We start from the raw sequence: 13,466 nt of genomic DNA, 5'->3' as shown, positions 1-13,466 counted from the left end.
GGAAGGGGAAATAGGGGATGAAAAAGCAGGAATGTGTCGCATTGCTCTTAGCAGGTGGGCAGGGAAGCAGGTTGGGCGGACTAACTCGAAAACGGGCTAAACCTGCTGTTTCATTTTGTGGTAAGTATAGAATTATAGACTTTAGCTTGAGTAATTGTACAAATTCAAATATCAATACAGTTGGTGTTCTTATCCAATATAAGCCCTTTCTACTGAATTCATATATTGGCTTAGGTTCCGCGTGGAACTTAGATAATCCTTTTGGAGGCGTCCATATTCTTCCACCATTTCTGGGGGATGCTGAAGGAAGTTGGTATAACGGAACAGCAAATGCTGTGTATCAAAATTATGAATTTATAGATTTTTATAATCCGGAATATGTGATTATTCTATCAGGAGATCATGTCTATAAAATGGATTATTCACTGATGTTAAAGTTTCATAAAGAAAAAAATTCAGAAATTACCCTTGCAACAATTGAAGTCCCTTGGGAAGAAGTCTCACGGTTCGGTATTCTGAGAGTTGATGGAGATGCAAGAATTAACGAGTTTACAGAAAAGCCTACTCAACCAGAGAGTAATCTTGCTTCAATGGGCGTTTACATTTTTAATTGGTCGATACTTAAGCAGGCGTTAATTGCAGATGCGAGAGACTATCAGTCTCAGAATGACTTTGGTCAAAACATCATTCCTCAGCAGCTAAAACAAGAGAAGAGAGTCTATGCCTACAAGTTTCAAGGATATTGGCGAGATGTTGGTACGATTGAAAGTTACTATCATGCCAATATGGAGTCCTTGAGAGAGGGGCATTTTCTTAATATCTTCGATCCAAAGTTTCGGATATTTTCGAATGAAGATATCTTACCCCCACACGTTGTGAGTTCTACAGCGGAAATAGAGAACAGTCTTGTTTGTAACGGATGTATTGTTCATGGTAAGGTGAGCAATTCAATCCTAGCACCTGGGGTTTATATAGGGGAAGGTGTACATGTTAAAAATTCTATTTTATTACCTTATGCAAAAATTCACAAAGAATCGATCCTTTTTAAGACGATTGTTGGGGAAAATGCTGAAATCCTGAGTCACTGTGTAATCGGTACAGAGGGGCTATCCGCTCCAGCTCAAGAAGGAATTACAGTCATCGAGGATTATCAAATAATTCCTGAGGGGTCAATTATCGAAGCTGGTAAGAATGTCACAAATCCCGAACGATTTGAAAGGGGGAAGCTATGATGCCGAACGCAATTGGGATTATTTTCGCTAATAGTGGATATGCCAGCTTACAAGGGCTTGCCCAAGAACGGCCAATCGCTGCGGTTCCCTTTGGAGGAAGATATCGAATTCTGGATTTCGCATTATCCAGTATGGTTAATTCTGGGATAAGAACGATAGGTTTGGTTACTCCACACCAATATCGGCCTCTCTTAGATCATTTAGGGGCTGGAAAAGACTGGTTTCTGGACAGGAAAACTGGAGGACTATTTATTTTGCCTGGAGTCATGCATAGTTTGGCAGGAAACAGCCATACGTTTTGTATTCAGGATTTACATCATAATAGGGAGTATTTGAAGAAAGACTTTGTAGGAAATGTTGTCATTAGTTGCAGTGATCAAATATTCAATATGAATTTTATGGATGCCTTAGAATTTCATCAGACTAAGCAGGCAGACGTTACCTTGATATATAAAGAAAATGATAACTTAGGAAATTTGACAGATGAGAAGTTTCTTGAGATGGATGAAGATCGGAAAGTGTTAAATATTCGTGACCAAAAAGGTCTAGAATGGACAGAGTCCGGTCGCCCCCATTATGTTAATATGTTAATAATCAGACGCGAGCTTTTGTTAGATATAGTAGAAAAGTATAGTACCTTTGGGTGTATGGGTTTAATCCATATATTAACTAAAAATCTAGGAGTCCTCAAAGTCTATGGCAGTCCCACACGCTCAGTAATTAGAACGATCCGTACAATTAACGATTACTTTGATCAAAGTATGGATCTCTTAGACCAAGAAGTACGAGATAGATTATGGTTGGGAGCCGATCGGATTCATACTAAAATTGTGGATAATCCCCCCACTCGATATACCTCACAGGCAAAAGTTAGTAATTCGTTGATTGCTAGTGGGTGCTCTATCGCAGGAGAAGTAATTAACTCGATTATTTTTCGGGGTGTGATTCTTGAAATAGGGTGTAAAATTAAGAATAGTATCATTATGTCGAAATGCCATATTCATGAAAATGCGCAAATGGAATACGCAATTCTCGATAAGGCCGTGACGGTAAATGAAGGTAATGTCTTAAGAGGGAGTTTGAGTAACCCTTTGGTTGTCCATAAAAGAACAGTTATCTAGACGTTGAGAGGCGGGAGAGTATGAAACTTGTTTATGTGACAGCTGAAGTGGATCCCTTTCTTAAAACAGGTGGTTTGGGGGATGTTGTAAGCTCGTTAACTACCCTTATGAATAAGGAGGGTATTGATGTACGTGTTATTATGCCGAAGTACAGCGCCATTGCTGAGCATTTTCAAAGTGAGTTTAAACATCTGGCCCATTTTGATGTTCCAGTCGCATGGCGTAAACAATATTGTGGTTTGGAGGAGCTGGTTTATAATGGAGTTCATTACTACTTTATTGACAACGAGTATTATTTTGCTCGTCCAGGCATTTACGGTGAAGATGATGATGCGGAACGATTTGCTTTTTTTTCTCGAGCAGCTCTCGAAAGCTTAATCCACATTCCAGGGTTTAAGCCAGATATCATACACTGTCATGACTGGCATACGGCCCTAATCCCCCTTATACTTAAAGTGTTTTACAACCGGGAGCCACTTTATTATCCGATTAAGACTATATTTACGATACATAATCTGACCTATCAGGGGATATTCCCTAAAGAAGTTCTTAGCGATGTCTTAGGGCTCGGGACAGAGTATTTTACTGAGGATACCTTAGAGTTTTATGAAAGCGTAAATTTTTTAAAAGGGGGGGTAGTTTATGCAGATAGAATTACAACTGTAGATCCGAGGTATTTAGATGGCGAGCAAGATCTGAGACTATTGTTTAAAAGAAGTAAATCTTTAACGGGCATCCTTAATGAGATATCCGCAAATGCTTACCTTAGACTTTATGAGTCTTTATTATAGCGTGAACTTACTCCGGTTGTAGATTATACATAGCATGAATACTGTGGAAACTGTTTATAATGGTTTATAGAGACCCTAAGGTTAACATTTCAAAGTTAACTTTAGGGTCTTTATTAAATTATAAAGTTCAAGCAAGATTATGCTATTAATAGCAAGGGAGGGCAATGAGATAGGCTAACCATAATATGCCATCAACCTGATAATGAATAAGTAATTTATAATAATTATTGAATACTCAAAGGAAATAAGCTTTGTGTGTGGAATAGAAAGAGTAAAGTAACAAACTAAAAACTATAGGAGAACTTTAGGGGAATTCTGGCGATTTATAGTCTTGATAATTATCTCAAACAGAGGTTAGTATTGGAGGAAAAAAACAATATGTTCTCGGATAAAGACAGCTTTAAACAAGCTTACCTAACGAAGTTAATAGAGGGAGATGGGATTACCCCAGAAGATGCAAGTCTTTGGGATAAATTTAGCGCCTTGGTCATATTGCTAAAAGATCAAATGAGTCAATATCGGGCCAACAACAGAAATTCTATGTCCCCGGGAAAACAGGTGTATTATTTTTCAATGGAGTTTCTGATTGGTAAGCTTCTGCATAATTATTTAGTCAATTTCCAAATAGAAGATCTCGTAAGAGAAGGTTTGTCAGAGTTGAATATCAATCTTGATGATCTATTGGAACAAGAAGCGGATCCAGGACTGGGTAATGGAGGTTTAGGAAGATTGGCAGCGTGTTTCCTAGACTCGATGGCTTTCTTAGGAATAGAGGGACATGGTAATGGAATTCGTTATGAGTATGGGTTATTTGAACAAAAAATTGTGGGTGGCAATCAAGTCGAAGTAGCCGACAGCTGGCTTAAAAATGGTTATCCATGGGAAATGCGCAAGCCGAATAAGGCTATTATTGTAAAATTCAAAGGAAATATAAGAACAGCGCAAACTAACGGACGGATTACCTTTTATCACGAAAACTATGAATCAGTTCTTGCTGTACCATATGATGTTCCAATTGTGAGCTATAATAATCCGTTGTATATTAACAACTTAAGATTATGGAGAGCAGAAACAACCTGTGGAGAACTGGATTTGGCCTGTTTTAATCGCGGGGAGTTTAATAGGGCTACTAGCTATAAATCTGAGGTCGAATCAATTTCTTACATTCTTTATCCGGATGACAGTAGTCGAGCAGGAAGAGAGTTAAGGCTTAAACAAGAATACTTTTCTGTTGCCGCTGGGTTAGGGTCAATTGTGCGCAGTTACAAAAAAAAGAACGAGCTGGGCTCATTGCATGACTTTTCAAGGCGGGTTTCAGTTCATATTAATGACACGCATCCCGTTTTATGTATCCCCGAATTGATGCGCATCTTAATAGATGAAGAAGGAATGGGCTGGGATGAGGCTTGGAATATAACAGTCAACACCCTTTCCTTTACTAATCATACCATTATGCCTGAAGCCATGGAAAAATGGTCTATTGATTTAGTCAAAAGTCTTTTGCCTAGAATTTATCTAATTATTGAGGAGATCGATCGAAGATTTAAGGAAGATTTAACACGCAGATTTTTGGATGATGAGGAAGTGATTCGCAACACTCAAATTCTCAAAGATGGGTATGTCTGGATGGCTAACTTAGCGATTATCGGAAGCTCATCAGTAAATGGCGTTGCCAAATTGCATACTGAAATTCTTAAGAAAGAGGTGTTTAAAGACTTCTATCGGATTTTCGGTTACAAATTTAATAATAAAACAAATGGGATAAATCACAGGAGATTTTTGCTAGCGGCTAATCCCAAATTGTCTAACCTAATAACGGAGGGGATCGGTCCAATCTGGAAGGAAGATGCTGGCGAACTTAAGAAACTGCATGTGTTCAAGGACGATTCCAGTTTTTTGGAACAGCTCGCAATCGTGAAGTATGAGAACAAATGCCGTTTGGCAGAAAAGGTCAAGGCAAAACAGGGTATAATTCTTGATCCGCTGTCAATCTTTGATGTTCAAGTGAAGAGGATCCACGCCTACAAAAGACAATTGCTCAATGTACTTAAAATCATGCACTTATACAATCAGGCCTTGAAGGATCCAGGGTCATTAACAGGTTCACAAACCTTTATCTTTGGTGGAAAAGCAGCACCGGGTTATCATTATGCAAAAACTGTCATTAAGCTCATTCATGCTCTGAGTCAAAAAATTGAGCATGATCCTCAAGTTAATCAAAAGCTTAAGGTCGTTTTTATTGAGAATTTTAACGTTACACAGGCTGAATTTATTTATCCTGCAGCAAATATTAGCGAACAGATTTCTACAGCGAGTAAGGAAGCTTCAGGAACCGGAAATATGAAATTTATGATGAATGGTGCCCTTACCTTGGGTACATTAGATGGAGCCAATGTAGAAATAAACGATGCGGTGGGCGATGATAATAGTTTCATCTTTGGGCTTACTGCGGAACAGGTCTTGAATTTTAACCGTCACGGTGGGTATACGCCATGGGATGAATACCACGCTAACTCCGATGTTCAAAAGTGTGTGGATCAATTAAGTAGTGAGTTCTTCGACAATATGGGGGAGGAATTCAGGGTATTATACGATTCGTTGATGATCTATAATGATGAATTCTTTGTCTTAAAAGATTTCTGTCCTTATATTCAAATGTATGAAAAGCTCCAGAAACTTTATTTAAATCAAGAAAAGTGGAACCGAATTTCCTTGGTCAACATCGCAGAATCTGGGATTTTTTCGAGTGATAGGACAATTAGAGAATATGCAGATCGGATCTGGAAAAGCAAATACCGTACTATAAATAAACCTACCTCGTAGTTACAGGTTTGTGAGGAGGAGGGACATGTATGCGAAAGCAGGAATGTGTAGCAATGCTGCTAGCAGGTGGACAAGGAAGTCGATTAGGTGGATTAACTCAGAGACGAGCTAAACCAGCAGTTTCTTTCTGTGGTAAATATAGAATTATCGACTTTACCTTGAGCAACTGCACAAATTCAAACATTAACACGGTTGGCGTTCTTATCCAATATAAGCCATTATTGCTAAATTCCTATATTGGCTTGGGATCGGCCTGGGATTTAGATAATCCATTTGGCGGAGTCCATATTTTGCCACCTTTTCTTAGTGAAAAGGAAGGAAGTTGGTATAATGGGACAGCGAATGCTGTGTACCAAAATAACGAGTTTATTGATTATTACGATCCTGAATATGTAATTATTTTATCTGGGGATCACGTCTATAGAATGGATTACGCTCAAATGTTAAAGTTCCATAAAGAGAAGAATTCGGAAATAACCATTGCAACGATTAAAGTTCCTTCAGAGGAAGCATCGCGGTTTGGAATCCTAACCGTTGATGGAGATGAACGGATCACCAAATTTACAGAAAAGCCTTCCCAACCTGATAGCAATCTTGCTTCAATGGGAGTCTATATATTTAACTGGTCAACCCTGAAGCAGGCTTTAATTGCAGATGCTGGAGACAGTCAGTCTCAGCATGACTTTGGTCAAAACATCATTCCCCAGCAACTAAAAGAAGAGAAACGAGTCTATGCCTATAATTTTCAAGGTTATTGGCGAGATGTGGGAACGATTCAAAGCTATTATCATGCCAATATGGAGTCCTTAAAGGAAGGCCACTTCCTTAATATTTTCGACCCAACGTTTCGGATTTTTTCCAATGAAGATATTTTACCCCCACATTTTGTAGGGTCTACAGCGAAAATAGAGAACAGTTTGGTTTGTAATGGGTGTATCGTTCATGGTGATGTGTGCAATTCAATCCTCGCACCTGGGGTATACGTGGGGAAAGGGGTACAGATTAAGGATTCTATATTATTACCGTATGCAAAAATTCACGCTGGATCAGTCATTCGAAAAACGATTGTTGGTGAGAGTGCAAAAATTATGCGCAACTGTATTCTCGGCGCTGAGGCACGAACTGCTACGGAGCAAGAAGGGATTACGGTTATTGAGGATCATCATATGATTCCTGAAGGGTCAATTATCGTTGCGGGTAGGAATGTTAACCGCACCCGAACGATTTGAAAGGGGGAAGAAGTGATGTCGAAGGCTATAGGAATTATTTATGCTAACAGCGCAACTGAAAACCTACAAGGGCTTGCACTAAAAAGGCCAATAGCTGCAGTTCCCTTTGGAGGAAGATATCGTATTCTTGATTTCGCTTTATCGAGCATGGTTAACTCTGGAATAAGGACGATTGGAGTGTTCACTCCACACCATTATAGACCGCTTCTAGATCACTTAGGAGCCGGTAAAGCTTGGTTTCTGGATAGAAAAGATGGTGGACTGTTTATATTACCTGGAGCAATCCATGGTTTGGGAGGGAAGAATCATACATTTTGTGTTAAGGATTTACAAAATAATATAGAGTATTTGGAGAAAGATTATGCCGAAAATGTCATCATTACAAGCGGTGAGCAAATATTTAATATAAATTTTAAAAGTGCCTTGGAATTTCATAATCACACACAAGCCGACGTTACCTTGATTTATAAAGGAATCGATAATTCGGGTGATCAGACGGATAAAATATTTCTTCAGATGGATGAAGGACAGAAAGTTACGAATATACTTAACAGTAAAAGTCTCGAAAGGGGCATGCTAGTTAAACCTCATTTTGTCAATATGTTAATTATTCGACGTCAGCTTTTATTGGAAATTATTGAGAAGTATAGCTCCGTTGGGTGTATTGACTTAATGGATATATTTTCAACTAATCTAGAGGTCCTCAAAATATATGGCACACCAACATGTTCATTGATTGGGAGGATTCGCACGCTTAAGGATTACTTTGACAGAAGCATGGATCTTTTGGACCTGGAAATTCGGGGGAAATTATTGTTAGGAGTCGATCAGATCCACACAAAAATTAAGGATAACCCCCCCACTCAATACACTACACATGCCAAAGTCAGCAACTCATTGATTGCAAGTGGGTGCTCTATCTCAGGAGAGATTGTCAACTCGATTATTTTTCGAGGAGTGATTGTTGAACAAGGGTGTAGAATACGGAATTGTATAATCCTGCCGAAATGTCATATTCAGGCACATGGTCAAACTGACTATGCAATTCTTGATAAATCTGTGATGGTTAATGGAGAAAATGTTTTAAAGGGGAGTTTAAACAATCCTTTGGTTGTTCTCAAAAGAACAGTGATCTAGGCTTAGAAAGGGGGAAAAGTATGAAACTGGTTTTTGTGACTGCAGAAGCGGACCCTTTTGTTAAAACCGGTGGGTTAGGCGAAGTAATGGGTTCATTACCTGCCTTCCTGCATACACAAGGGGTCGATGTACGTGTTATTATTCCGAAGTACAGCACCATTGCCGAACATTTTCAAAGAGAGTTTAGACATCTGGCTCATTTCGATGTCCCCGTGGCTTGGCGCAAACAATATTGCGGATTGGATGAGATGGAATATCAAGGGGTTCATTATTATTTCATTGACAACGAGTATTATTTTTCGCGTCCACGTATTTATGGAGAATACGATGATGCTGAGCGATTTGCATTTTTCTCTCGTGCTGCTCTGGAAAGCTTAATTCACATACCAGGATTTAAACCCGATATTATACATTGTCAAGATTGGCATACAGCCTTAATCCCGCTTATGCTCAAAGAGTTTTATAGCAAAGAGCCTCTATACTATCCGATTAAGACAATATTTACTATTCATAACTTGAACTATCAGGGAGTTTTTTCTAAGGAAGTACTTACCGATATCTTGGGGCTCGGAATGGAGTATTTTACGGAAAATACCTTAGAATTTCATGGCGCAATCAATTTTATGAAGGCAGCTTTACTTTATGCAGATATAATTACGACGGTAAGTCCGACGTACGCTATGGAGATCCAAAATCCTTATTACGGCGAGAAATTGGATGGGCTTTTAAGAAAAAGAAGTAATTCTCTCTTGGGCATTCTCAATGGCATTGACTATGAGGTCTATGATCCGATGAAGGATCCCTATCTTGTCATGCCGTATACAAATTTTCCTCTTGCTAAAGCAGTAAACAAAAAGCACTTGCAAACTACCTTTGGACTTCAAGTTCGAGATGATAGTGCAGTACTTGGGGTAGTATCTCGGCTCGTAGACCAAAAAGGCATAGATCTATTGGCCCACATTATGGAAGAATTACTTGAGTTGGATGTTCAATTGGTCATCTTAGGAACAGGGGAGCAACGTTATGAAGAAATGATGCGTTACTTTGCCTTAAAATTTCCCGAGAAATTAGCTATTAAATTAGAATTTTCTGACAAAATAGCACATGAAGTCTATGCTGGGTCTGACATCTTATTGATGCCTTCGCGTTTTGAGCCGTGTGGTATTGCGCAAATGATAGCCATGCGCTATGGGACGGTTCCGATCGTTCGGGAAACCGGTGGATTAAAGGACACTGTCTTGTCTTATAGTGCAATAAGCGGTTTAGGTAATGGATTTAGTTTTGTCAATTATAATGCTCATGAATTGTTGTTCGCGGTGCAACGTGCCGTGGGAATATACCACGAGGAAAAACCAGTGTGGGACAATATACGTCAAAATGCTTTGAAAACGGATTTTAGTTGGGTTAGATCCGCAAAAGCGTATCTTGAAATGTATGAATCGTTATTATGATGATGTTTAATGTATATCATAATTCACACGATTTGCTTTACCGTGAACCGTTTGGAGCGGTCACGTGTGGACAGCGGATAACGTTTCGAATAAGAATATTTTCGGCGGTGCCTGTTGCAGCCTGTGTACTTCGTCTTTGGGAAAAGGATCGGGAAATCACTCTTGACATGGGTCAAACAACTGTTGATAATCTCAGTCAAGACTTAGCAACTGATTCCATGCATGATTCCTGTGAAGAGATGACATTCTTTGAAGTGGACTACGAAGTACCTTATAGCACTGGGCTTATCTGGTATTATTTTGTAATTCAGGTAGGAACTCAAACTTATTATTATGGCAATAACCTGAAAAAGCTTGGTGGAGAAGGTATGCTCTGGGAACAAGTGCCCCCTTCCTATCAAATTACAGTCCATAATAATGTGGCGGTACCTAGTTGGTACAAACGAGGAGTCATGTACCAAGTATTTGTCGATCGATTTTTTAATGACCACGAAAACGGGTTCACCTACTATCCTAGGAATAATACTTTGTTGCATGCCAATTGGTCTGATCCACCGCTCTATATTAAAGATGAGAATGGCAGAGTCACCGATTGGGATTTTTTTGGCGGGACACTGCAAGGAGTGCTTGAAAAGGTACCCTACTTCAAAGAATTAGGGGTTAGCATTCTTTATTTTAATCCTATATTTGAAGCGCCGAGTAATCATAAATATGACACAGCAGATTATCTGCGGATTGATCCGATGTTTGGAGATGATTTGATCTTCAAACAATTGATTGAAACTGCAAGACAATCTGGGATCTCGGTCATATTGGATGGAGTCTTTAGTCATACGGGAAGTGACAGTATCTATTTCAATAAATATGGCAATTACCCAGAGGTGGGGGCCTATCAATCGGCTGACTCACCCTACTTTCCTTGGTATAAATTTAAATCAAATCCTCAAGAGTATCAGTCTTGGTGGGGGGTTGACACTCTTCCTGAAGTAAACGAAATGAACCCCTCCTACAGACAGTTTATCTATGGTTCAGAAGAAAGTGTCATTAGTAAATGGCTTAACCTTGGTGTTGCTGGCTGGCGTTTAGATGTTGCTGACGAACTCCCGGATGAGTTCATACAGGAACTCAGGCAAGCGATTAAGACCATTCAACCTAGTGCTGTCCTAATCGGTGAGGTTTGGGAAGACGCTTCAAATAAAACGAGCTATGGCAAACAACGAGAGTATTTCTCAGGGAATGAGTTGGATGGAACGATGAACTATCCATTTCGAACTAGTTTCCTGCGTTTTATTCTGAATCAGAGTGATTCCAGTGTCGTTCACCATGAGGTCATGAGCTTATATGAAAATTATCCCCAAGAGAATTTCTTTGCAGCTATGAACATAATCGGGAGCCATGATACGATCCGTATTTTGACTCTCTTAGGAGATGCCCCAGCAGAAGAAAGTCTGACAAAAACAGAGCAAAGGAACTTTCGGCTATCCACGAATGCCCGAAAAATAGGTGTTCAAAGGCTTAAGCTATTGAGTTTGATTCAAATTACATTTCCTGGAGTTCCTTGCATTTACTATGGTGATGAAGCCGGTTTGGAAGGGTATGCAGACCCCTATAACCGGGGGACCTATCCGTGGGGTAAAGAAGACGTCGAAATCATAGATTGGTATCGGCGAATTTTACGCATGCGCGCTGAATATGAGGTCCTTCAGACGGGTAATTTTGAGTCTTTTTTCTATGCACCGGATATTTATGGTTTTAGTAGAGTTGGGAAGGATGAGAAAATCACCGTCCTTATCAATCGTCACCGCGAAGAAGCATGGACTGTGGATCTTAGTACAATTCTACAATCCTCCTCGTTGGTAGTTGACCTAATAAATGGGAACACGCTTTCTCCAGATTCATTCAGTGCCGTACCCATAAGTCCGTTAGGTTGTAGGGTGCTTTTTTCAAGATACAAGCCCCCGCAGGATTTTCGACTCGACCGTTCGTGTGGGGTATTATCACATATAAGTTCTTTGCCTTCTTCTTGGGTACTTGGAGATTTAGGAACTGAGGCTTACGCGTTCGTAGATTTTCTCGCGAGCTCAGGTCAATCCTTGTGGCAAGTGTTACCCTTGAATCCAGCGGGAGTCGAAGATTGTCCTTATCAAAGTGAATCTGTTTTTGCTGGAAACACGTTGTTCATCAGTCTTGACCATATGATTAAGGAAGGACTCTTGGATGTAGCTGAGACACGGGGGAAATTTGAAAAGGTAAGGAACTCCGGACTGCGAAAAAGTTTATTGTTACTTGCTTATAAAGAGTTGAAACGCGATTTACTCTACGAAGCTTATCAGAAATTTCTGGAACGACGTAAATTCAACTCACTCAGCTCTGCCGTCCCGGCTCAATCAACGTATCTCTCAGAGGAGAACTTTCTGAGATTTAAAACTCTAAATAAAGAATGGCTTAATGATTACATTCTCTTCAGGGCCTTGAAAGGTCATTTTGGAGAGGTCCCATGGTATGAATGGAAACCAGGAATTGCTTCCCGTGAGTCGACAGAGTTAGCTGAGTATCGGCTACTTCTTCGAGAAGAGATGGGCTTTATAGAATTTCTCCAATATACTTTTTTCTATGAATGGGATGAACTAAAGGTTTATGCAAGCTCTAAAGGAGTTCGAATTATTGGAGATTTACCTCATTTTGTAGCCGCCGATAGCTGTGATGTCTGGGTTAATCCCAGCTTGTTCGTGCTTGACGAAGAGGGTAGACCGACAAAAACAGCAGGTGTACCACCTGATTATTTTTGTAAGACTGGGCAATTATGGGGGAATCCAATCTATGACTGGGATGCCTTGGCCGTTACAGGGTATGATTGGTGGAAAAAGCGCTTACAGATGGGGGTAGAACTGTTTGATTACATACGGCTAGATCATTTTCGTGGGTTCGAAGCCTTTTGGGAGGTTGACGCTAGAGAAAAGACTGCTGAAAGTGGTCATTGGATTAAAGGTCCAGGGAAACGATTCTTCGAAAGCATGCAAGAAACCCTTGGAAAACTTCCCTTTATCGTTGAAGATTTAGGTCTCATAACAACAGAAGTCAATATTTTAAAACAGCTTTTTGGTTTTCCAGGCATTAAGGTCCTTCAATTTACACCTTTGAAAGAAATAATAAACCAAGATGCCAATTTCGTATATTATACTGGAACACATGACAATAACACCTTATTAGGTTGGTATGAAAAGCATTTTCTGGTCGAAGATGAAAAGCCTATCAACAAGAGCATACATCAAGTAGAATGCCGTAAAATGATCGAAGAAGTATATTCTAGTCAAGCGGCATGGGTAATCCTTCCTATGCAAGATATTTTGGGGTTGGGTGAGAAAGCTCGCATGAATGTTCCAGGCACAATCCATGGTAATTGGCAGTGGCAGCTGGATAAGATTCCAGAACTTGAGGAAGTGAAGGGATGGCTTCGTACTCAAGCTGAGAAATCAAAGAGATCGTAGAAATTAGATAATTATAATTGTGTGAATTGACAAACTGGATAAAGAAAGTCCGAATCGGCAACATGAGCCTATCAAGGACTTGAATTATCCAGTTTTTAAAGAACCCCACTTCCTAGTGCGCTTGGCTTCTTCTTAAACGCTAGGTGCCGTAGAGTTCCTATTGGAGCCTTGATGTCCAACTAAGCTGAAAGCAT

8 protein-coding genes are annotated in these 13,466 nt (G+C 39.8%); all 8 read left to right on the top strand.

Going from position 1 to position 13,466, the window contains the following annotated elements; translation table 11 throughout:
- Positions 1–17 precede the first annotated feature (17 nt).
- The gene (locus E4K67_RS21510) at positions 18–1,232 is read left to right on the top strand and encodes a glucose-1-phosphate adenylyltransferase (RefSeq protein WP_135550485.1); all 1,215 of its coding nucleotides are present in this window, start codon (positions 18–20) and stop codon (positions 1,230–1,232) included.
- Positions 1,229–2,353, top strand: coding sequence for a glucose-1-phosphate adenylyltransferase subunit GlgD (glgD, locus tag E4K67_RS21505; protein ID WP_338031902.1), 1,125 nt, complete (start codon positions 1,229–1,231; stop codon positions 2,351–2,353). The genes E4K67_RS21510 and glgD (E4K67_RS21505) overlap by 4 nt, the downstream gene beginning before the upstream one ends.
- A gap of 20 nt (positions 2,354–2,373) precedes the next feature.
- Positions 2,374–3,144, top strand: coding sequence for a glycogen synthase (locus E4K67_RS21500; RefSeq protein WP_135550483.1), 771 nt, complete (start codon positions 2,374–2,376; stop codon positions 3,142–3,144).
- Positions 3,145–3,522: 378 nt separating this feature from the next.
- Positions 3,523–5,967, top strand: a complete 2,445-nt coding sequence (locus tag E4K67_RS21495; RefSeq protein WP_135550481.1) for a glycogen/starch/alpha-glucan phosphorylase — start codon at positions 3,523–3,525, stop codon at positions 5,965–5,967.
- Between the two features lie 29 nt (positions 5,968–5,996).
- The gene (locus E4K67_RS21490; protein WP_135550479.1) at positions 5,997–7,196 is read left to right on the top strand and encodes a glucose-1-phosphate adenylyltransferase; all 1,200 of its coding nucleotides are present in this window, start codon (positions 5,997–5,999) and stop codon (positions 7,194–7,196) included.
- A gap of 15 nt (positions 7,197–7,211) precedes the next feature.
- Positions 7,212–8,333, top strand: coding sequence for a glucose-1-phosphate adenylyltransferase subunit GlgD (gene glgD / locus E4K67_RS21485; RefSeq protein WP_135550477.1), 1,122 nt, complete (start codon positions 7,212–7,214; stop codon positions 8,331–8,333).
- A gap of 20 nt (positions 8,334–8,353) precedes the next feature.
- Complete coding sequence (gene glgA, locus E4K67_RS21480) at positions 8,354–9,784, top strand: glycogen synthase GlgA (protein ID WP_135550475.1); 1,431 nt, start codon at positions 8,354–8,356, stop codon at positions 9,782–9,784.
- Positions 9,781–13,272 (top strand): bifunctional glycogen debranching protein GlgX/4-alpha-glucanotransferase, encoded by a 3,492-nt coding sequence (locus tag E4K67_RS21475; RefSeq protein ID WP_135550473.1) that lies wholly within the window; start codon positions 9,781–9,783, stop codon positions 13,270–13,272. The genes glgA and E4K67_RS21475 overlap by 4 nt, the downstream gene beginning before the upstream one ends.
- The last annotated feature ends 194 nt before the right edge of the window (positions 13,273–13,466 follow it).

This window comes from Desulfosporosinus fructosivorans, assembly GCF_004766045.1.
GTDB lineage: Bacteria > Bacillota > Desulfitobacteriia > Desulfitobacteriales > Desulfitobacteriaceae > Desulfosporosinus > Desulfosporosinus fructosivorans.
Note: the sequence above shows the minus strand (reverse complement) of the source record. Positions and strands in the feature narration are given on the sequence as shown.

Bases quoted from the DNA above. Each gene is read 5' to 3' on its own strand.
- E4K67_RS21495 (WP_135550481.1), top strand. From the start codon at position 3,523: ATGTTCTCGGATAAAGACAGCTTTAAACAAGCTTACCTAACGAAGTTA.
- glgD (WP_135550477.1), top strand. From the start codon at position 7,212: ATGTCGAAGGCTATAGGAATTATTTATGCTAACAGCGCAACTGAAAAC.
- glgD (WP_338031902.1), top strand. From the start codon at position 1,229: ATGATGCCGAACGCAATTGGGATTATTTTCGCTAATAGTGGATATGCC.
- E4K67_RS21500 (WP_135550483.1), top strand. From the start codon at position 2,374: ATGAAACTTGTTTATGTGACAGCTGAAGTGGATCCCTTTCTTAAAACA.
- glgA (WP_135550475.1), top strand. From the start codon at position 8,354: ATGAAACTGGTTTTTGTGACTGCAGAAGCGGACCCTTTTGTTAAAACC.
- E4K67_RS21510 (WP_135550485.1), top strand. From the start codon at position 18: ATGAAAAAGCAGGAATGTGTCGCATTGCTCTTAGCAGGTGGGCAGGGA.
- E4K67_RS21490 (WP_135550479.1), top strand. From the start codon at position 5,997: ATGCGAAAGCAGGAATGTGTAGCAATGCTGCTAGCAGGTGGACAAGGA.
- E4K67_RS21475 (WP_135550473.1), top strand. From the start codon at position 9,781: ATGATGATGTTTAATGTATATCATAATTCACACGATTTGCTTTACCGT.